18 protein-coding genes are annotated in these 18,448 nt (G+C 73.6%); 8 read left to right on the top strand and 10 right to left on the bottom strand.

Translation table 11 applies throughout. The features are described from left to right. Positions 1-21: 21 nt before the first annotated feature. Positions 22-1,299, bottom strand: coding sequence for an FAD-binding protein (locus ACFWN3_RS08605; RefSeq protein ID WP_377645303.1), 1,278 nt, complete (start codon positions 1,297-1,299; stop codon positions 22-24). Between the two features lie 110 nt (positions 1,300-1,409). Between ACFWN3_RS08605 and ACFWN3_RS08600 the strand changes: the two genes are divergently transcribed. Beyond that, positions 1,410-2,441, top strand: a complete 1,032-nt coding sequence (locus ACFWN3_RS08600) for an aldose epimerase family protein (RefSeq protein WP_377645301.1) — start codon at positions 1,410-1,412, stop codon at positions 2,439-2,441. On the opposite strand, the gene ACFWN3_RS08595 is transcribed toward ACFWN3_RS08600, so the two are convergent. Beyond that, complete coding sequence (locus ACFWN3_RS08595; RefSeq protein WP_377645298.1) at positions 2,438-3,460, bottom strand: LacI family DNA-binding transcriptional regulator; 1,023 nt, start codon at positions 3,458-3,460, stop codon at positions 2,438-2,440. The genes ACFWN3_RS08600 and ACFWN3_RS08595 overlap by 4 nt on opposite strands. Positions 3,461-3,704: 244 nt before the next feature. On the opposite strand from ACFWN3_RS08595, the gene ACFWN3_RS08590 reads away from it, so the two are divergent. Genes ACFWN3_RS08590 through ACFWN3_RS08580 form a run of 3 tightly spaced genes read left to right on the top strand, consistent with a single transcriptional unit; the run spans position 3,705 to position 7,868 of the window. After that, positions 3,705-5,228, top strand: a complete 1,524-nt coding sequence (locus tag ACFWN3_RS08590; RefSeq protein ID WP_377645297.1) for an L-fuculokinase — start codon at positions 3,705-3,707, stop codon at positions 5,226-5,228. Between the two features lie 13 nt (positions 5,229-5,241). Continuing rightward, positions 5,242-6,237, top strand: coding sequence for a ketose-bisphosphate aldolase (locus ACFWN3_RS08585; protein WP_377645294.1), 996 nt, complete (start codon positions 5,242-5,244; stop codon positions 6,235-6,237). Then, positions 6,234-7,868, top strand: coding sequence for a fucose isomerase (locus tag ACFWN3_RS08580; protein WP_377645292.1), 1,635 nt, complete (start codon positions 6,234-6,236; stop codon positions 7,866-7,868). The genes ACFWN3_RS08585 and ACFWN3_RS08580 overlap by 4 nt, the downstream gene beginning before the upstream one ends. Positions 7,869-8,019: 151 nt before the next feature. Here the strand turns inward: ACFWN3_RS08580 and xylA are convergent, their stop codons facing one another. Further along, entirely contained in the window at positions 8,020-9,198 is a 1,179-nt protein-coding gene (gene xylA, locus ACFWN3_RS08575) for a xylose isomerase (protein WP_377645290.1), read from the bottom strand. Between the two features lie 66 nt (positions 9,199-9,264). On the opposite strand from xylA, the gene ACFWN3_RS08570 reads away from it, so the two are divergent. Both ACFWN3_RS08570 and ACFWN3_RS08565 read left to right on the top strand, forming a co-directional pair. After that, positions 9,265-10,500, top strand: a complete 1,236-nt coding sequence (locus ACFWN3_RS08570) for an ROK family protein (RefSeq protein ID WP_377645289.1) — start codon at positions 9,265-9,267, stop codon at positions 10,498-10,500. 60 nt (positions 10,501-10,560) lie between these two features. Next, positions 10,561-11,184 (top strand): SRPBCC family protein, encoded by a 624-nt coding sequence (locus tag ACFWN3_RS08565; RefSeq protein WP_377645287.1) that lies wholly within the window; start codon positions 10,561-10,563, stop codon positions 11,182-11,184. Between the two features lie 13 nt (positions 11,185-11,197). Here ACFWN3_RS08565 and ACFWN3_RS08560 read toward each other — a convergent pair whose 3' ends face one another. After that, on the bottom strand, positions 11,198-11,407 hold the full coding sequence (locus ACFWN3_RS08560) for a hypothetical protein (protein WP_377645286.1): 210 nt from the start codon (positions 11,405-11,407) through the stop codon (positions 11,198-11,200). A 41-nt stretch (positions 11,408-11,448) separates the two neighbouring features. Between ACFWN3_RS08560 and ACFWN3_RS08555 the strand changes: the two genes are divergently transcribed. Then, a complete protein-coding gene (locus ACFWN3_RS08555; RefSeq protein ID WP_377645283.1) occupies positions 11,449-12,114 on the top strand; it encodes a hypothetical protein in 666 nt (221 codons plus the stop codon). Here the strand turns inward: ACFWN3_RS08555 and ACFWN3_RS08550 are convergent. Next, positions 12,075-12,440, bottom strand: a complete 366-nt coding sequence (locus ACFWN3_RS08550; protein ID WP_377645282.1) for a hypothetical protein — start codon at positions 12,438-12,440, stop codon at positions 12,075-12,077. The two genes, ACFWN3_RS08555 and ACFWN3_RS08550, sit on opposite strands and share 40 nt — an antisense overlap. A gap of 148 nt (positions 12,441-12,588) precedes the next feature. Here ACFWN3_RS08550 and ACFWN3_RS08545 point away from each other — a divergent pair, with 148 nt between their 5' ends. Next, positions 12,589-14,355 (top strand): S8 family serine peptidase, encoded by a 1,767-nt coding sequence (locus ACFWN3_RS08545; protein WP_377645280.1) that lies wholly within the window; start codon positions 12,589-12,591, stop codon positions 14,353-14,355. A 75-nt stretch (positions 14,356-14,430) separates the two neighbouring features. Here ACFWN3_RS08545 and ACFWN3_RS08540 read toward each other — a convergent pair whose 3' ends face one another. The 5 genes from ACFWN3_RS08540 to mmsB all read right to left on the bottom strand — a co-directional run bounded on the left by ACFWN3_RS08540 (position 14,431) and on the right by mmsB (position 18,448). Beyond that, positions 14,431-14,676 (bottom strand): hypothetical protein, encoded by a 246-nt coding sequence (locus ACFWN3_RS08540; protein ID WP_377645277.1) that lies wholly within the window; start codon positions 14,674-14,676, stop codon positions 14,431-14,433. Positions 14,677-14,892: 216 nt separating this feature from the next. Next, entirely contained in the window at positions 14,893-15,255 is a 363-nt protein-coding gene (locus ACFWN3_RS08535) for a fluoride efflux transporter FluC (RefSeq protein ID WP_377645275.1), read from the bottom strand. Then, positions 15,252-15,653 carry a fluoride efflux transporter FluC gene (locus ACFWN3_RS08530; RefSeq protein WP_377645273.1) on the bottom strand — a complete coding sequence of 134 codons (402 nt, stop codon included), beginning with the start codon at positions 15,651-15,653 and terminating at the stop codon, positions 15,252-15,254. The genes ACFWN3_RS08535 and ACFWN3_RS08530 overlap by 4 nt, the downstream gene beginning before the upstream one ends. A 4-nt stretch (positions 15,654-15,657) precedes the next feature. Further along, complete coding sequence (locus tag ACFWN3_RS08525; protein ID WP_377645271.1) at positions 15,658-16,875, bottom strand: pyridoxal phosphate-dependent aminotransferase; 1,218 nt, start codon at positions 16,873-16,875, stop codon at positions 15,658-15,660. A gap of 166 nt (positions 16,876-17,041) precedes the next feature. Beyond that, the gene (gene mmsB / locus ACFWN3_RS08520) at positions 17,042-18,448 is read right to left on the bottom strand and encodes a multiple monosaccharide ABC transporter permease (protein ID WP_377645267.1); all 1,407 of its coding nucleotides are present in this window, start codon (positions 18,446-18,448) and stop codon (positions 17,042-17,044) included.

Here is an 18,448-nt window from a genome sequence, read left to right as displayed (position 1 = left end):
TCCCGTCGTCCGCTGTGCGGTTCAGGCGAGGAGGCGCTGGAGGAAGGCGTTGTCGAAGCGGCGGTCGGGGTCGACCCGGTCCCGCAGGGCGACGAAGTCGGCCATCCGCGGGAACGCGTCGCGGACCGTCGCGCCCTCCATCGTGAAGACCTTGCCCCAGTGCGGGCGGACCCCGAACGGGGCGAGGGCCTCCTCGACGCGGGGCAGCACGGCCCGCACGGCCGGGACGTCGAGGTCCCAGGTGAAGTGCAGCGCGAGGGCGTCGCCGCCCTCGGCCCCGCTGAGCCACATGGTGTCGCCGGCGACCGCACGGACCTCGCAGACCTGGAGGAGCTGCGTGAACGCCGGGGCGACGGCTCGCAGGGCCGTGAGGGCCTCGACGGCGCGGCCGCGGGGGACGAAGTACTCGCTCTGGAGCTCGGCGCCGCGGCTCGGGGTGAACTCGAGCCGGAAGTGGGGGAGGCGGTGCAGCCACGCGCCGGGGACGCCGCCCTGCTCGGTGAGGGCCTCGGTCGGGGCGCCGACGAGCATGTGGAGCGGCTCGACCGCCGCGGTGGTCGACCACACCTCCTCGAGCGGCGGCTCGTCGGCTCGGCTCTTCACCCACAGCTGGTCGACCTCGAGGGCGTCGAAGCGGGTGAAGAGGCTGACGCTGTAGCCGCAGGAGAGGACGGCGTCGAGCTGCTCCTCGACGACCTCCCAGGTGAGCCCGGTGCGGACCTCGGTGCGCACGAGGTAGGTCGGCTCGACGGCGAGCTCGAGTCCCATGACGATCCCGAGGGCGCCGAGCGCGACGACGCTGCCCGCGAGGTCGGGGTCGTCCGGGCCGAGCCGGTGCACCGTGCCGTCGGGACGGACGACCTCGAGGGCCCGGACCGCCGCGGCGAGGGAGGCGTTGCGCACGCCGGAGCCGTGGGTGCCGGTGGCGACGGCGCCGGCGACGGAGATGTGGGGGAGCGAGGCGAGGTTGGCCAGCGCCCACCCCTGCGCCTCGAGCCCGGCCGCCAGCTCGCCGTACCGCACGCCGCCGGTGACGCGGACGACCGACCGTCGCGCGTCGACCTCGATGGAGGTCGGGAGCCGGTCGAGCCCGACGAGCGTGCCGGTCGTGTCGGCGACGTCGGTGAAGGAGTGGCGCGACCCGAGGGCGCGGACGCGGTTCGTGGTCGCGACGACCTCGGCGAGCTCGTCGATCGAGGCCGGCTCGACGAGCCGCTCGGCCGCGTAGCTGTACGACCCGGCCCACGTGCTGCCCGCGGCGTTCGACGGTTCCCGGCGGGCGGTCCCTGGGGTCGGCATCGGGCCAGCCTACGGGTCGTGTGAACGCTAACATCGGTCCGTCCGCGCATGAGCGGGTCGCGGCGCCGGGTCCGGTGGCCGGCCCGCCACGCCCGAGGGAAGGAGCGGCGATGACGCGCGCCCGCCAGGTCGGCACGCTCCCCGACGGCCGAGCCGTGCACGCGCACGTCCTCGTGGCACCGGGCCTGCGCCTCGAGGTCCTCGACCTCGGCGCGACGGTGCACTCGCTGCGGCTGGCGGACGGGTCGCAGGAGGTGGAGGTCGTCCTCGGCTACGCCGAGCTCGCCGACCACGTCGCCGACCCACCTGACTTCCACGGGGCCGTCGTCGGCCGGTGGGCCAACCGGATCGCGTTCTCCCGCTTCTCGATCGACGGGACCACGTACGAGCTCGACGCCAACGAGGGCCTCACCTGCCTGCACGGGGGGCCCGACGGGTTCCACCGGCGCACCTGGTCCGTCGTCGAGGCCGCCGACGACCACCTCGTCCTCGAGCTCGTCAGCCCCGACGGCGACGCGGGCTTCCCCGGCCGGCTCGTGGCGCGCGCGACGTACGGGGTCTCGCCGGGCGAGGTCGTCATCGAGCTCACGGCCACGGCCGACGCGCCGACCGTCGTCAGCCTGACCAACCACGCCTACCTCGGCCTCGCCGGCGGTGGGTCGGTCGAGGACCACCTGCTGACCGTCGACGCCGGGCGCTGGCTGCCCGTCGACGACGCCTCGATCCCCACCGGCGTCGAGGCGGTCGACGGCACCCCGTTCGACCTGCGCGCCCCCACCCGCCTCGGCGACGTCGTCGCCTCCCCGCACCCCCAGGTCGCCGCCGCCGGAGGGCTCGACCACGCGTACCTCCTCGACGCGACCGGGCTGCGCCGGGCCGCCCGCCTCGAGCACCCCGCGTCCGGTCGGGCGGTCGAGGTGATCACCGACCAGCCCTCGCTGCAGGTGTACACGGGCAACGGCCTCGACGGGTCGCGCCGCGGCCACGACGGGCGGCCGATGACGCGCCACGGCGGCGTCGCCCTCGAGACGCAGCGCCCGCCGGACGCCCCGAACCAGCCGGAGCTCGGGCCGTCGGTGCTCCGCCCGGGCGAGGAGTACCGCTCGACGACGGTGTGGCGGTTCGAGGGCTTCGGCCGCTAGGTCGTCGTCGGGTCCTTCGAGGACGCGGGCGTAGAGGCGGGCGTGGGCGTGGGGTCGAGCGTGGCGGTGAGCATCACGGTGCGGGCCTCACGGCCGGGCTGCTCGAGCCGGTCGAGGAGGAGCTCGGCGGCCGACCGGCCCAGCGCGTAGGCCGGCTGGTGGATGACGCGCACGCTCGGCGCGAGGAGGGAGGTCCACGGGGCGTCGTCGAACGCGACGATCTCGACGTCCTCCGGGGCCCGCAGCCCGCGCTCGCGCACCACCCCGAGCACGCCCACGGCCATGAGGCTGTTCGCGACGAGGACGCCGTCGACCGGGCCGGCATCGAGGAGGGCCTGCGCCGCCGCGCGACCTCCGGCCTCGTTGAACCCGGCGTAGTGGACGAGGTCCTCGTCGACCTCGACGCCGCTGTCCTGCAACGCCTCCCGGTACCCGAGGACGCGCTCCTCCGCCGTGAAGACCCGCCGCGGCCCCGTGATGCAGGCGACCCGCCGGCGACCGGCGTCGACGAGGCCGGTCACCGCCTCGCGGGCTGCGCGACGGGAGTCGATGAGGACGGTGTCGGAGGCGCTCGAGCCGAGCGGGCGGTCCATCGCGACGACGGGCACACCGCGGGCCAGCAGCCCGTCGACCGCCGCGCGCGTCGACGTGGGGGTGATGAGGAGGCCCGCGACCCGGTACTGGTCGGCGATCGCGATGTAGCCGTCCTCCTTCTCGGGGTCCTCGTCGGTGTTGCACAGCAGGACCGAGTACCCCGCGGTGCGGGCGACGTCCTCGACGCCGCGGGCGACCTGGGTGAGGAACGGGTTGCCGATGTCGGCGATGACCAGGGCCCACACCGGCGAGCGCTGCTGGCGCAGGCTGCGGGCGAGGGGGTTGAGCACGTACCCGAGGCTGGACGCGGCGTCGTGGACCCGGCGGGCGGTCTCGGGCTTGACGGCGGCGTGGCCGGCGAGGACGCGGGAGACCGTGGCGGTGGAGACGCCGGCGGCGCTGGCGACGTCCTTCATCGTGGTCATCGTCCCCTCCTCCCACCGTGAAACGGTTTTCACCGGATGGTAGCGGAGCCGGGCCGCGAGCGTCGGCGCCCGGCGGTCGCCGTGCGAGGCAGCATCGGCGGACCGGCTCGTCCGGCGCCGGTGTGCGGTGAGGGGTGGCGCCGGGGGCGTCTCTCCTGCGATGATGTAATCGAATACATCCGATCGAGCGTGACGAAGGGGTCGCGACCATGAGCAGCCGGGGCGAGCAGGCCGGGGCACCGGCGTGAGCCTGCTCGGGGTCGACCTCGGGACGAGCGGGGTGCGGGTCGGGGCGACCGACGCCTCGGGCCGGGTCCTCGTCCGGGTCGGCCGCTCCTCCCGCCCCACCACCCCCGGGCCGGACCTCGCCGAGGTCGACGCCGACCAGGTCGTCGCCGACACCGTGGCCCTGCTGGCCGAGGTCGCCGCCCATCCCGCGCTCGAGGCCGACCCGCCGCTCGCGCTGTCGGTGTGCAGCCAGGGCGAGGCCGCGGTCCCCGTCGACGCCGCGGGACGGGCCCTGGCCCCGGCCCCCGTGAGCCGCGACCGTCGGGGAGCCGGCGCCGTCGAGGGCGTCGTGGCACGGGTGGGCGCCGCGCAGGTCCAGCGGATCAGTGGCCAGCCGGTGCACCCGATGTTCACCCTCTACCGGGTGGCGGCGGAGCCCGGGCTGTGGTCGTCCGCGACCGTCAGGGGGCTGCGCTGCCTGCCCGACTACGTCATGGGCCGCCTCGGTGGCCGAGGGGCGGGAGCGGTCACCGACACGACGGTCGCCGCGCGCACCGGGCTGCTCGACGTCGAGCGGCGCACCTGGTCGGCCGAGCTCGCCGACGCCTCGGGGGTCGACCTCGCCTGGCTGCCGGAGGTCGTCGACCCCGGAACCGTCGTCGGGGGCCTGGCGCCCGGCGTGGCGGCCGCCACGGGCCTGGCGGCCGGCCTCCCGCTCGTCGTCGCGTCGCACGACCAGGCCACGTCGTGGTGGGGCGGCGGGGGCAGCGTGGGCGAGACGTCGGTCTTCTCCTTCGGCTCCAGCGACTGCCTCACCATCGGGACCCCCGGTCGCCCCGACGGCCTCGTCGGCACCGGGGTGGCGACCTACCCCGGGCCCGCCGACACCTGGCTCACCCTCGCCGGGACCGCCGCCGGCGGCTGGGCGCTCGACTGGTTCGGGCGCACCGTGGGGGCGAGCGACCCCGCCGGCCTGCACGCCCTCCTCGACGCCGCGTCGGAGGTCCCCGCGGCCCTCCTCGTCCTGCCCTACCTCGCGGGCTCGGGCACCCTCGACAACGACCCCGCCGCGCGGGGCGCCGTCGTCGGGCTGGCCCTCGACACGACCCGGGCGGACCTGGCCCGTGCCTTCCTCGAGGCCGGAGGCTACGAGCTGCGCAAGATCGCCGCCGGCCTCGCCGACCTCGGCATCGTCGTGGGAGCGGTCCTCGCCGTGGGGGCAGGCGCGCTCAGCCGCCGCTCGCTCGGCATCCGCGCGGACGCCGCGGGCCGCACCCTCACCGTCGGGGCCGACGCCGGGGCCCTTCGCGGTGCGGCCCTCCAGGCCGCGGTCGGCATCGGCCTCCACGCGTCGTTCGCCGACCTGCCGCGCCCGCCGGTGCTCCACGCCGCCGAGCCCGACCCTGCCCTCGTCGGCTGGTTCGCCTCCCAGGGTCGGCGCTACGCCGACCTCTACGCCGCGCTGGCCCCCCTCGGGCCCCCGAACGCGGCCCCCTCGGCGTCGCCGGATCCCACGAACCCGCACCACCCCTCCCACTGAAAGGCAGCACCCCGTGCCCCTCGTCACCCTCCGTCAGGCCCTCGACGCCGCCCGTGCCGGCGGCTACGGCCTCGGCGCGTTCAACGTCTCCGACGTCATCCAGGCCGAGGCCGTCCTCGACGCCGCCGAGGAGACCGACAGCCCCGTCATCATCGAGACCCTCGCCGGGACGAGCTCGCACGGCAGCGACGAGCGGTACTGGTCGGTCCTGCAGCACGTCATCTCGACCTATCCGTCGGTGCCCGTCGTCCTCCACCTCGACCACGGCCCGAACCCCGAGACGTGCCGCCGCGCCGTCGACTCCGGCTTCACGAGCGTCATGATCGACGGCAGCCTCGACCACGACGGCCGGCCGAGCTCCTTCGAGGCCAACGTCGCCGTCACGGCCGGAGTCGTCGAGTTCGCCCACGCCGCAGGGGTGTCCGTCGAGGGTGAGCTCGGCACCATCGGCGGGTCGAAGGTCGACGGCTCGCGCGCCGAGATCGTCCTCGCGGAGCCCTCGCAGGCGAAGGAGTTCGTCGAGCGGACCGGGGTCGACGCCCTCGCGGTCGCCATCGGCACCTCGCACGGCGCGTACAAGTTCACGACGCCGGTCGACGGCAGCGTCCTGCACCTGGACCTCATCCGCGAGATCGCCGAGATCGTGCCCGGGACCCACCTCGTCATGCACGGCTCCTCGTCGCTGCCCGCGGAGCTGCGCGCGCAGAACAACGCCTTCGGCGCCACGATGCCCGAGTCGTGGGGCGTGCCCGACGAGGAGAAGGTCCGCTCGATCACGATGGGCGTGCGCAAGATCAACCAGGGCATGGACAACCACCTGGCCTTCACGGGCGCGGTGCGCGAGTTCCTCGGGACCGATGGCCTCACCGTCGACCCCGCGCCCTACCTCGACCTCGGCCGCGTCGCGATGCAGCAGATGGTCGCCGCACGGATGCGGCTCTTCGGGCAGGCCGGCCGTGCCGGCGACCTGCGCGGGGTGACCGCCGCCCACGCCGGGGCGTCGGCATGAGCACGTACGCCCTCCCGGTCCTCCCCCCGGAGCCGGTGGCGGCCCCGTCGACGGTCTACACCGTCGCGAGCGGCGACCTGCGGCTGTCGGCCAACACGACGTGCTGGCCCGCCCAGGAGGCGTTCGAGCGCGACCTCGGGGCCGCGTTCGACGCTCTCGGGTGGTCCGTCCACCGCGCCCACGGCGTCGACCCGGATGAAGGACACGGCTTCATCTCGACCCAGCGGATGGGGATCGAGGTGTTCCGGACGATCCCCCCCGAGGCGCCGGTCGTCGTCGCCGAGGCGGTCTGGCAGTACAGCCACCACGTCCTCGCGGGGCTGCGCACCCACCGCGGCCCGATCCTCGTCGTCGCCAACTGGAGCGGGCGCTTCCCGGGGCTCGTGGGGCTGCTCAACCTCACCGCCTCCCTGACGAAGGCCGGTGTGCCGCACTCGGTCCTGTGGAGCGAGGACTTCACCGACGACTGGGCGGTGGCCGGGCTGACGACCTGGCTCGAGACCGGCGCGCTCACCCACGACCTCTCGCACGTGCACGACCTCGGCGCGCTGCCGGCGTCCGACGAGGTGGCCCTGGGTCGCGCGCTCGCCGACCAGCTCCGGCAGGACAAGGCCGTCATCGGTGTCTTCGACGAGGGCTGCATGGGGATGTACAACGCGATCATCGACGACGAGCTGCTCCACCCCCTCGGCATCTACAAGGAGCGGCTGTCTCAGAGTGCCCTCGTCGCCGAGATGGCGCGGGTCCCCGACGACGAGGCGCAGGCCGTGCGCGACTGGCTCGACGCCGCGGGGATGACCTTCCACACGGGGACCGACGAGGCCACCGAGCTCACCGACGCCCAGCTGCTCAGCCAGTTCCGGATGTACGTCGCGGCGCTGCGGATCTCCGACGACTTCGGCCTCGACGCCGTCGGCATCCAGTACCAGCAGGGCCTGAAGGACACCGTCCCGGCGAGCGACCTCGCCGAGGGGCTGCTCAACAACGTCGAGCGCCCGCCGGTGCTCAGCCGCGACGGCTCGCGCGAGCTCTACCCCGGCGTCCCGCTGCCGCACTTCAACGAGGTCGACGAGGGCGTCGCCGTCGACAGCCTCGTGACGAACCGGGTCTGGACCGCCATGGGCCTGGACCCCGCGACGACGCTCCACGACATCCGCTGGGGCGAGGAGTGGGAGGGGGAGTTCGTCTGGGTCATGGAGATCAGCGGGTCGGTGCCCGCCTCGCACCACGGCGGGTACGACCGGAGCTGGTCGATGCGCCAGCCGCCGATGTACTTCCCGCTCGGTGGGGGCACCCTCAGCGGGGTGTCGAGGGCGGGCGAGATCGTCTGGTCGCGCGTCTTCATCATGGACGGCGTCCTCCACGTCGACCTCGGCCGCGGCTCGGCGGTCGACCTCCCTGCGGAGGAGACGCAGCGCCGCCTCGACGCCACGACCCCGCAGTGGCCGATCATGCACGCGGTGCTCCACGGCGTGGGGCGCGACCAGCTGATGGCGCGGCACAAGGCCAACCACCTCAACGTCGCCTACGCCACCGACGCCGGCTCCGCCGACCGGGCCCTGGCCGCGAAGGCGGCGATGTTCGACGCCCTCGGCCTCGTCGTCCACCTCTGCGGCGACGTCACCCTCTGACCGCGCGAGGACGACCCACCGGCCTCGTGTGCTCAGGTGGCTGCCAGGGCGACCGCCTGAGCACACGCCGCCAGAACCACCTCGCCGTGTGTGCTGACGTGGTCGCCCCGACAGCCACGTCAGCACACACGACGGTGGGTGCGGTCTCCGGTCAGCCGACGAGGTGCTCGATGGCGAGCTGGTTGAGCCGCACGAATCCGAAGTCGCGGCGCCCCGCCTCGTCGGGGTCGAAGTCGGCGTCGGCGGCGCGGAAGTCCTCGAGCGACTCGCCCTCGGCGATCGTGGGCGTCGCGAGGTCGGTGACCCCGGCGTACTCCCAGGCCTCGTGCACCCGCGGGTCGGCGCGGAAGGCGGCGGCCTTCTCGGCGAGGAGGAGGTAGCTGGCCATGCACGCCTTCGCCGACTCCCACACGCCGTCGAGGTGCTCGGTGCGCGAGGGCTTGTAGTCGAAGTGCCGCGCGCCGGTGTAGCGCGGTGCGTCGGGGCTGCCGGGGAAGCCGTGCTCGAGCAGGTCGACAGTGAAGAACGCCGACGTGAGGTCGCCGTGGCCGAACACGAGGTCCTGGTCGTACTTCATCCCGCGCTGGCCGTTGAGGTCGATGTGGAAGAGCTTGTCGCTCCACAGGGCCTGGCCGAGGGCGTGCACGTAGTTCAGCCCGGCCATCTGCTCGTGGCCCACCTCGGGGTTGAGACCGACGATGTCCCCGTGCTCGAGCTCGGCGATGAGGGCGAGCGCGTGCCCGACCGTCGGGAGGAGGATGTCGCCGCGGGGCTCGTTCGGCTTGGGCTCCAGGCCGATCCGCAGGTCGTACCCCTGGCTCTTGATGTAGCCCGCGACCGTGTCGAGGCCCTCCTTGTAGCGCTCGAACGCGGCGTACACGTCCTTCGACCCGTCGTACTCGCCGCCCTCGCGCCCACCCCACATGACGAAGGTGCTCGCCCCGAGCCGCGCCGCGGTGTCGACGGCGCGCAGCACCTTGCGCAGGCCGAAGCGCCGCACCGAGCGGTCGTTCGAGGTGAGACCGCCGTCCTTGAACACGGGGTGGCTGAACGTGTTCGTCGTGACCATCTCGATGACCAGGCCCGCGGCGTCGCACGCGTCCTTGAGGCGGTCCATCCGCGCGTCCTTGGTCGACGTGTCGGCGTCGAACGGGTGGACGTCGTCGTCGTGGAAGGAGATCCCCCACGCCCCGAGCCCGGCGAGCCGGTCGGAGTACTCCCACGGGTCGAGCGCCGGCCGGGTCGGGCCGCCGAACGGGTCGGTCCCCGTCCAGCCGACGGTCCACAGACCGAACGAGAACCTGTCCTCGGGGGTGGGCTGGCGGGTCATGGCGTCTCCTCGTCGAGAGTTTGTTTTGTCGTGCAACTTATCGTCGTCCGGCGGTAGGGTCAACCCGTGCCCCGACCCCCCGGACCCGCGGCCGCGCGCCAGTCGGGCCTGCGCGAGGCCAACCTCGGGCTCGTCGTGCGCACCGTCTGCGCCGCCCCCGAACCGCTGTCCCGGGCGGGGGTCGCCGCCGCCACCTCGATGACCCGCTCGACCGTCTCGCGCCTCGTCGACGAGCTCGTCGCCGCGGGCGTCCTCGACGAGCTCGACCAGCCCGCGACCGCCGGGCCGGGCCGCCCCGCCACGCCCCTCGCGGCGGGACGGCGTCTCGCGGGCCTGGGCCTGCAGGTCGACGTCGGCCGGCTGGCCGTGCGCGTCCTCGACCTGCGCGGTGGGGTGCTCGCCGAGGAGGTCGAGGAGGTGGCGCTCGCCGGGTCCGACCCGGCCCCGACCCTCGGCCGCCTCGCGGCGTCGTCGCGTCGGGTGCTGCGCGCCCTGCCCGACGGCACGACGGTCGTCGGCGCGGGCCTGGCCCTGCCCGGGATCGTCGACGCGGGGCGCGGGCGGCTGCTGCGGGCCCCCAACCTCGGCTGGTCCGACGTCGACGTCCTCCCGCTCCTGCCGGTGGACGCCCGCGCGGGCCTGCCGCTGCGGGTCGACAACGAGGCGACCCTCGGTGCGCGGGCGGTGGCGGAGCCCGCCCCGGGGCGGGTGGGGCCGGTCGCCGACTTCCTCTACCTGTCGGGTGAGGTCGGGATCGGCGGCGCCGTCGTCGTCGACGGCCGGGTCGTCGGAGGGCGCCACGGATGGGCGGGGGAGGTGGGGCACGTCTGCGTCGACCCCGAGGGGCCGCCGTGCCGCTGCGGCTCCACGGGCTGCCTCGAGCTCTACGCCGGTCGCGTCGCCCTCCTGTCGGCCGCCGGGCTCGACGCCGGCGCGACGACGCGAGACCTCCTCTCGCGCAGCCGGTCCGGCGATGCCACCGCCCTCGCCGCCCTCGCGCGCGCAGCCCGGGCGCTCGGCGTCGCCCTCGCCGGCGTCGTCAACGTCCTCGACGTCCCGGCCATCGTCCTCGGCGGGCACCTGGGGCAGGTGGCCGAGCTCCTCCGCGCCGACCTCGAGGCCGCCCTGCGCCGCCGGGTCCTCTCGGCGCGGTGGGTGGTCCCCGAGGTGCTCACCGCGCCCGACGACTCCGCACCGGGCGCCACCGGCGCAGCGCTCGCCGCGCTGGCCCCGCTCCTCGACGACCCACTGCGCGCGCTCGCCCGCCGCGCTGACGGCACCCCGTCCGCACCGACCCCTTGACACCGGCCCGGTCGGATCGTTTAATCAACTGATCAGTTGAACAACCGAAGGGTTGAGCAGATGCGGACCGAGGAGCAGCTCGACCGGTACCGGGCCCGCCGCGAACGGACCTACCGCCGGCTCGACGCCCTGCTCGCCACGTCCGCGGCCCGACCGGTCGGCACCGCCGGCACCACCCCCACCACGAAGGAGCCCGTCATGAGCACCACCACGAGCAGCAACACCCTCCACCTCGACGTCCCGGCCGGCGTGCCGTGGATCGACTTCACCCGCGAGTTCGACGCGCCGGTCACCGCCGTCTTCGACGCCCACCGCGACCCCGAGAAGGTCACCCGGTGGCTCGGCCCGCGCGGCTACGAGATGCGGGTCGAGCGCTGGGACTTCGTCGCCGGCGGCAGCTACCGCTACGAGCACGTGACCGACCACGGGACGTTCGGCTTCCGGGGCGTCTTCCACGAGGTCCGCGAGAACGAGTTCGCCCTCCAGACCTTCGAGTTCGACGGCGCGCCCGACGAGGTGGCCCTGGAGTTCATGTGGTTCGAGGACCTCGGCGACGGGCGGACCCGCCTGCGCGGGCGCTCGATCGGGCGCACCGTCGAGGGCCGCGACGCCATGGTCGAGTCCGGCATGGAGCAGGGCATGGTGCAGTCCTACGAGCGCCTGGAGGAGCTCGTCACGGGCTGAGGACGGACCGCCGTCAGTCGCGCGGCACGGAGGGCGCGGGGTCCGCGGAGCCGGACGTCGTGCCCTCCACCTCGTCGAGGCGGGCCCGGAGGCGGTCGCGCACCTCGTCCGGCGTGTAGGCCCGGCGCTCGCGCTCGTTGCGCGCGACGAGCGCCCCGGTGGCGACGACGCCGACGGCGCCCGCGAGGCCGATGAGCTTCCAGACGCGGTTCGCGGAGGGCATGGCGCCACCCTAGGGGACCGGGGTTCGGCAGACTGGCGCCCATGGCACCCCTGCTCCGGTCCGGCGGCACCCCCGTCCCCCACGGCGAGGCCCTGGCGGCCACGCGCACCGGCGACCTGTGGATCTTCCGCGGAGGGACCGTCGCCGACCGGGTCATCCAGACGGCGAGCAACGCCCCGGTCAACCACGTCGGCATGGCCGTCGTCCTCGACGACCTCCCGCCGCTCATGTGGCACGCCGAGCTCGGCCGCTCGATGCGCGACCACTGGACGGGCGACCACCACCGCGGCGTCCAGCTCCACGACCTCGCCGAGGCGGTGACGACGTGGCAGGACCGCTACGGCCAGCGGGCCTGGCTGCGCCAGCTCACCCCCGACGTGGGCCGCGAGCAGGAGGACGCGCTGCTGAGGACGATCGCCCGCCTCGACGGCGTCTCCTTCCCGTCCCACCTGGGGCTCGCGTGGCGATGGCTGCGCGGGCGCGACGCCCACCTGACGCGACGAGCGGCCGAGCGCAAGGGTCTTCGTCCCGAGGACGCCTACTGCGCGGAGGTCGTCGCCGCCACGCTCGAGGACATGAAGGTGCTGCGCGACGACGTGCCGACGAACTGGTACGACCCGGGTCGCTTCTGGAGCGGCGACACCCTGCCGCTGCGCGAGGGCTGGTCCTACGGCGACGAGGTCGAGGTGGCGCGCGCCTCGCGCTGACGCCGGGCCCACGGCAGCCCGACCGCCAGGAACCCCACCGCGAGGACGGCCATGGCGGCCAGCGCACCCCACGCCACCGACCACCCGGTGATGACGACGCCCTCCCAGAGGAGGTTGGCGTACTCGAGGTCGGGACGGTGCTGCCCGGCCAGCCAGGCACCGGCGACGAAGGCCAGCGAGGTGAGGACCATGAGGCCGATCGTGATGCCGGCCGAGCGGGCCACGGTCGCCGCGGGCGGCATGCGCGTGGCGTCCTCGTCGTCCTCGACCCGGTGCGGGAACGTCTCGAAGACGTCCGCGACGGGACGGCTGGGACGGCGACGCATGGGACGAGAGCATACGGTCCGCAAACCCCCATCCGGGGCAGGGCGGGCCTACCGTGGCCCGGAGCACCGGGCCGATGGAGTCCCGGTCGACCGGAGTCCCGGTCCTTGTTCCCCCACTTGAGGAGACCCACGAATGCGACGATCTCGCATGGTCGCCGTGACGGGAGTCGTGGCCCTGGCCACGGCCACTCTCGGCGCGACCGCCGCCACCGCGGCACCGCAGGCCAGCACGAGCAGGGCCGCCACGACCACGACGTCCACCTCGTCCGAGTCCGCGTCCGCGTCCGACGGCCGGTACGCCGTCCTGGCCGAGAGCACCGCCGACGTCGACTCCGTCGTCGCCGAGCTGGAGCGCGCCGGAGCCACCGTCGTCTCGGTCAACCGGGCGATCGGCCTGGTCACCGTCCGGTCCGACGCGGCCGGGTTCGCGCGCACCGCCGGCGCGCTCGAGGGTGTCGACCTCGCCGCGAAGGACGGGGTCGTCGGGCGCTCGCCCGACGCCAAGCCCGCGAAGGACGCCGTGCTCCGCGAGCACCAGGCCTCTCCGGGTCGCTCCGCGGCCGCCGCGAAGGGGCAGCAGAAGAAGCCCGGCAACGGCTCGACCGCCTCCGACCCCCTCGACGATCGCCTGTGGGGCATGGACATGATCAACGCCGAGCAGGCGCACGCGCGCACGCTCGGCGACTCGCGCGTCAAGGTCGGCGTCATGGACACCGGCGTCGACGGCAGCCACCCCGACCTCGCCGCGAACTTCGACCGCGCCCTGTCGCGCAACTTCACGACCGACCAGGCCGACATCGACGGCGCGACCTGCGAGTTCGCCGGCTGCGTCGACCCCGCCGACCACGACGACAACGGGCACGGCACCCACGTCGCCGGCACGATGGCGGCCGCGCTCAACGGCATCGGCGTCTCGGGCGTCGCCCCGGAGGTCGACATCGTCAACGTCCGCGCCGGCCAGGACAGCGGCTACTTCTTCCTGTCGGCCACCGCGAACGCCCTGACCTACTCGGGTGACGTCGGCATCGACGTCGTCAACATGTCCTTCTACGTCGACCCGTGGCTGTACAACTGCCAGGGCGGCGCCCCCGAGGACAGCCCCGAGGAGGCCGCCGAGCAGGACCTCGTCATCGAGACGATGACCCGGGCCCTGGACTACGCCCACACCAAGGGCGTCACCCTCGTCGGAGCCCTGGGCAACAACCACGAGGACCTGTCGAACCCCCGCGTCGACCCCTCGAGCCCGGACTACCCCGGCGGCACCGAGCACGACCGCACCATCGACAACGCGACCTGCTGGGACCTGCCCGTCGAGGGCCCGCACGTCATCGGCGTCTCGGCGCTCGGCCCGTCGGAGCGCAAGGCCGACTACTCGAACTACGCCACCGACCTGCGGTCCGGCGAGATCGAGGTCTCGGCCCCCGGCGGCTGGTTCCGTGACGGCCTCGGCACCGACACCTACCGGGTCAACGAGAACCTCATCCTGTCGACCGCCCCGCTCAACGTCATGCAGGCCGAGGGCCAGGTCGACGCCGCGGGGAACATCACCCCCGACGGCGCCGCGCTCGGCACCATCAAGGACTGCCGGACGGTGAACGGGACCCAGCAGTGCGGGTACTACCAGTACCTGCAGGGCACCTCGATGGCGTCGCCGCACGCCGCCGGGGTCGCCGCGCTGGCCGTGTCGTCGAACGGTCACAGGACCGGCAAGGGCGGCTTCGGCCTCGCCCCGGACAAGGTGCGCAAGATCCTCCTCGGCACCGCGACCGACCACGCCTGCCCCGCGGGCGGGAAGCAGTCGTACGTCGACGTCGGCCGTGACGCCTCGTTCGACGCCACCTGCGTCGGCACGCCGGCCTTCAACGGCTTCTACGGTGCCGGCATCGTCAACGCGCTCGGTGTCCTCAAGCGGTAGGACCCGGGCTCGACCCCCGGTGCGCCGTCCACTCCCGGAGTGGGCGGCGCACCGTCGTCCCGCCGTGACACCCGGTCAGCCGACGGGCTCGCGGCGACCGCGCACCGTGCGGGCGAGGTGGAGCAGGCGCCAGAGCAGCACCCCGACGAGGCTCACCACGACGGTGGCGTCCCAGACACCGAACCGGGCGTCCGGCGGCCAGACCCGGCCTCCCACCCGCCGGCCCTCGAGCCGGTCGCCGACCTCGACCGGGTGGCCCTGCTGCGTCTGCCAGGCGAGGTCCGGCGACGGCCTGCCGTCGGCGCCCGTGAACGTGCCCACGGGGATCTCCCCGCGGTGACCGTGGCGCGTCCCCTCGATGACGATGACGCCCGCCTCGCCCGCCCGGACACCGCGGCCAGCTGGTCGGACCCGGTGTCGAGGACGAGCCAGAGGACCCAGCCCAGCGCGAGGACGAGCACGACGTCGACCACGACCGTGAGCCGGTCGACCGTGTCGAGGCGCGGCCGGGTCCAGCCGACGGAGGTCATCGCCACCTCATGGACGCATGATCCACCACCCGAGGGCGGCGGCGCCGATCCCGAGCACGAGGGACAGGAGGAGGGTGACGGCGGCGTGGGCCGGCCGGTCGTCCTCGAGGGCGTCCCACAGCTCGAGGGCGAGGGTCGAGAACGTCGTGAGGGCGCCGCAGAACCCGGTGCCGACGAGGGCCAGCGGGGCGCCCCCGACCGCCGCCCCGGCGAGCACGCCGAGGACGAGGGACCCGACGACGTTGACGGCCAGCGTGCCCGCGACCGGCGTGGTCCCGAGCCGCTCACGGGCGAGGTGGTTCGCGAGGTACCGGAGCGGCGCACCGACGGCGGCGCCCAGCGCGACGAGCAGCGCGTCGAGGGCGCTCACGGCACCCACACCCTCCGGCCCAGCGCCGTCCCTGCCCCCACGGCCAGCGTGCCGACGAGGAAGGTGGCGGCGACGTAGGCCAGCGCGAGCTGGACGTGCCGGTCGGAGCCGAGCCCCACGACCTCGACCGCGAGGGCCGAGAACGTCGTCCACCCGCCGAGCACGCCGACACCGAGGAGCGGTCGGGCCAGCCGGTGGGTTCCCGGGCGCGCCACGAGGAACGCGACGAGGACGCCCATCGCGAAGGCCCCGCTGACGTTGACGACGAACGTGGCCCACGGGAAGGTCCCCGGGGAGTGGGGGAGTGCGACCCCCACGGCCCACCGCCCGAGCGAGCCGACGACACCGCCGACGGCGACCGCGACCAGGGTGGCGCGGTCGACCCCGCCGCGCGTCACGGCATCAGTCCCGCAGGGTCTCGAGGAAGTCGGCGATCCGGCCGATCGCCTCGGTGAGGACCTCGGTGTCGGGGAGCGTCACGAGGCGGAAGTGGTCGGGCTCGAACCAGTTGAAGCCGGTCCCGTGGGTGACGAGGATCTTCTTGGCCCGCAGGAGGTCGATGACGAAGGCCTCGTCGCTCTCGATGGCGTAGACCTCGGGGTCGAGCCGCGGGAAGCAGTACAGCGCTCCCTTGGGCTCCACGCACGAGACGCCGGGGATCTCGTTGAGCAGCCGGGAGGCGAGCTTGTTCTGCTCGTGGAGCCGCCCGCCGGGGACGATGAGCTCGGTGATCGACTGGTACCCGCCGAGCGCCGTCTGGATGGCGTGCTGTGCCGGCACGTTGGCGCACATCCGCATGTTCGACAGCAGGGTCAGGCCCTCGAGGAAGTCCTCGGCCAGGTGCTTCGGTCCGGACACCATGACCCACCCGGCGCGGTAGCCGCACACGCGGTACGCCTTCGACAGGCCGCTGAAGGTCAGGCAGAGGACGTCGTCGCCGGCGAAGGTCGCCGTGTGGTGGTGGACGGCGTCGTCGAAGAGGATCTTCTCGTAGATCTCGTCGGCCATGAGGACGAGGCCGTGGCGCCGCGCGATGTCGACGAGCGCCCTCACCGTCTCCTCCGAGTACACCGCCCCCGTGGGGTTGTTCGGGTTGATGACGACGAGCGCGTGGGTGTTCTCGGTGATCTTGGACTCGAGGTCCTCGAGGTCGGGGTTCCACCCGTTCGACTCGTCGCACCGGTAGTGCACCGGGGTCCCCCCGGACAGCGACACGGCGCCGGTCCACAGCGGGTAGTCGGGGGCCGGGACGAGGACCTCGTTGCCGTCGTCGACGAAGGCCTGGAGCACCATCGTGATGAGCTCGGAGACACCGTTGCCGATGTAGACGTCGTCGACGGCCGTGTCGGTGAGCCCGTGCGACTGGTAGTACTGCGCGACCGCGGTGCGCGCCGAGTAGATCCCGCGGGAGTCGGCGTAGCCCTGGCTGTCGGGCAGGTTGTGGATCATGTCGGCGACGATCGCCTCGGGGGCCTCGAACCCGAACGGTGCGGTGTTGCCGATGTTGAGCTTGAGGATCTTGTGGCCCTCGGCCTCGAGGCGCTGGGCCTCGACGAGGATCGGACCCCGGACGTCGTACCGCACGTGTTGGAGCTTCTTGCTCTGGACGATCCGGCGCATGTCGCCAGTCTCGCAGGGGCACCCCGCCCGCTGCCTCCTCGTTTCGCGTGGCGTCGCCCACCCACGGCCCCGGCCGGGGCCGGACACGGCGACGGCCGGGGTGGGACCAGACCACCCCGGCCGTCGGTCGTCCTCCGCGGCGGGTGGAGGACGGACGTGGCTCGCGCTACGTGCGGGAGCGTTCGTCGTCGACGACCGCGTCGACGTGGATGGAGTGCGCCGCCTCCTCCACCTCTTCCGCGGACCCACCGGTCAGCTGGGCGTCGGCCGTCGCGGCGTCGGGGTCGTGCCCCGCATCGGGGGGCACGGAGGCGGTGCGGTTGCGGCCACCGAAGGCGTCCATCACCATCCCGATGAAGGAGCGCCGGCCGGCCTTCTTCGACAGGACGTCGAAGGCGACGGCGCCGAGGAGGACCAGGCCCTTGATGACCTGGATCCAGTTGCTGTCGACGCTCATGTTGGCCAGGCCCAGGTTGAGCACGCCCATGACGAGGCCACCGATCATGGCCCCGGTCACCGTGCCGACACCGCCGGCGACGGCCGCGCCGCCGATGAACACCGCGGCGATGGCGTCGAGCTCGAAGCCCACGCCGTCCTTGGGGTTCGCCGCGTTGAGGTAGGCGGTGAAGACCATGCCCGCGATGCCCGCGAGGAAGCCCATGTTCACCATGACGAGGAAGTCGACCTTCTTGGTGTCGACACCCGACAGGCCGGCCGCGTTGCGGTTGCCACCGACAGAGTAGATGTGCCGACCGGTGACGGTGCGCTGGGTGATGAACGTGTAGAGGATGACGAGCCCGAAGAGGATGAGCCCGACGACCGGCACGCCCTTGTACGAGGCGAGGAGCATGCCGAGGACGAGGAGCAGGCCGCCGGCGATGACGAGCTTGACGACGGTGACCGCGATGGGCGGCAGGTGCATGCCGTACTTGCGCCGGTCGGAGCGGTCCTTGAGCTCGAAGTACGCGAAGGCCGCGATGGCGACGAGGGTGAGCACGATCGTCGGGTTGTGGTACCCCGTGACCGGCCCCATCTCCGGCAGGTAGCCGTTCGCGATCTTCTGGAAGGCGTCGGGGACCGGGATCGACTGCGCGTTGAGGATCATGAGGTCCAGGCCGCGGAAGAGGAGCATGCCCGCGAGGGTGACGATGAAGGCGGGGATGCCGACGTACGCGACCCAGTAGCCCTGCCACATGCCGACGAGGATGCCGAGCGCCAGGCCGAGGAGGATGCCGACGGGCCACGACAGGCCCCACGACTCCATCCCGAGGGCCACGGTCGCCCCGACGAAGGCGCAGACCGAGCCGACCGAGAGGTCGATGTGCCCGGCGATGATCACCATGACCATCCCGATCGCGAGGATGAGGATGTAGCCGTTCTGGACGAGCAGCGAGGTGACGTTGCGCGGCTCGAGGAAGAGGCCGTCGGTGAGGAAGTAGAACATCGCGACGAGCAGGAGGAGCGCGATCATCATCCCGTACTGCCGGATGTTGCCGCCCAGGCTCGCCCGGATCTCCGCCGCGAGCGAGCCGCGACGCTCCTTCGCGACGTCGGGGGTGACGTCCTTGGCCAT

The organism is Oryzobacter terrae (assembly GCF_042756445.1).
Taxonomy (GTDB): domain Bacteria; phylum Actinomycetota; class Actinomycetes; order Actinomycetales; family Dermatophilaceae; genus Oryzobacter; species Oryzobacter terrae.
The sequence above is the reverse complement of the archived record's forward strand: the minus strand, read 5'-3'. Positions and strand labels throughout refer to the sequence as shown.

Bases quoted from the DNA above. Each gene is read 5' to 3' on its own strand.
- ACFWN3_RS08595 (WP_377645298.1), bottom strand. From the start codon at position 3,460: ATGACCACGATGAAGGACGTCGCCAGCGCCGCCGGCGTCTCCACCGCC.
- ACFWN3_RS08580 (WP_377645292.1), top strand. From the start codon at position 6,234: ATGAGCACGTACGCCCTCCCGGTCCTCCCCCCGGAGCCGGTGGCGGCC.
- ACFWN3_RS08525 (WP_377645271.1), bottom strand. From the start codon at position 16,875: ATGCGCCGGATCGTCCAGAGCAAGAAGCTCCAACACGTGCGGTACGAC.
- ACFWN3_RS08605 (WP_377645303.1), bottom strand. From the start codon at position 1,299: ATGCCGACCCCAGGGACCGCCCGCCGGGAACCGTCGAACGCCGCGGGC.
- ACFWN3_RS08550 (WP_377645282.1), bottom strand. From the start codon at position 12,440: ATGCGTCGCCGTCCCAGCCGTCCCGTCGCGGACGTCTTCGAGACGTTC.
- ACFWN3_RS08600 (WP_377645301.1), top strand. From the start codon at position 1,410: ATGACGCGCGCCCGCCAGGTCGGCACGCTCCCCGACGGCCGAGCCGTG.
- xylA (WP_377645290.1), bottom strand. From the start codon at position 9,198: ATGACCCGCCAGCCCACCCCCGAGGACAGGTTCTCGTTCGGTCTGTGG.
- ACFWN3_RS08565 (WP_377645287.1), top strand. From the start codon at position 10,561: ATGCGGACCGAGGAGCAGCTCGACCGGTACCGGGCCCGCCGCGAACGG.
- ACFWN3_RS08560 (WP_377645286.1), bottom strand. From the start codon at position 11,407: ATGCCCTCCGCGAACCGCGTCTGGAAGCTCATCGGCCTCGCGGGCGCC.
- mmsB (WP_377645267.1), bottom strand. From the start codon at position 18,448: ATGGCCAAGGACGTCACCCCCGACGTCGCGAAGGAGCGTCGCGGCTCG.
- ACFWN3_RS08545 (WP_377645280.1), top strand. From the start codon at position 12,589: ATGGTCGCCGTGACGGGAGTCGTGGCCCTGGCCACGGCCACTCTCGGC.
- ACFWN3_RS08555 (WP_377645283.1), top strand. From the start codon at position 11,449: ATGGCACCCCTGCTCCGGTCCGGCGGCACCCCCGTCCCCCACGGCGAG.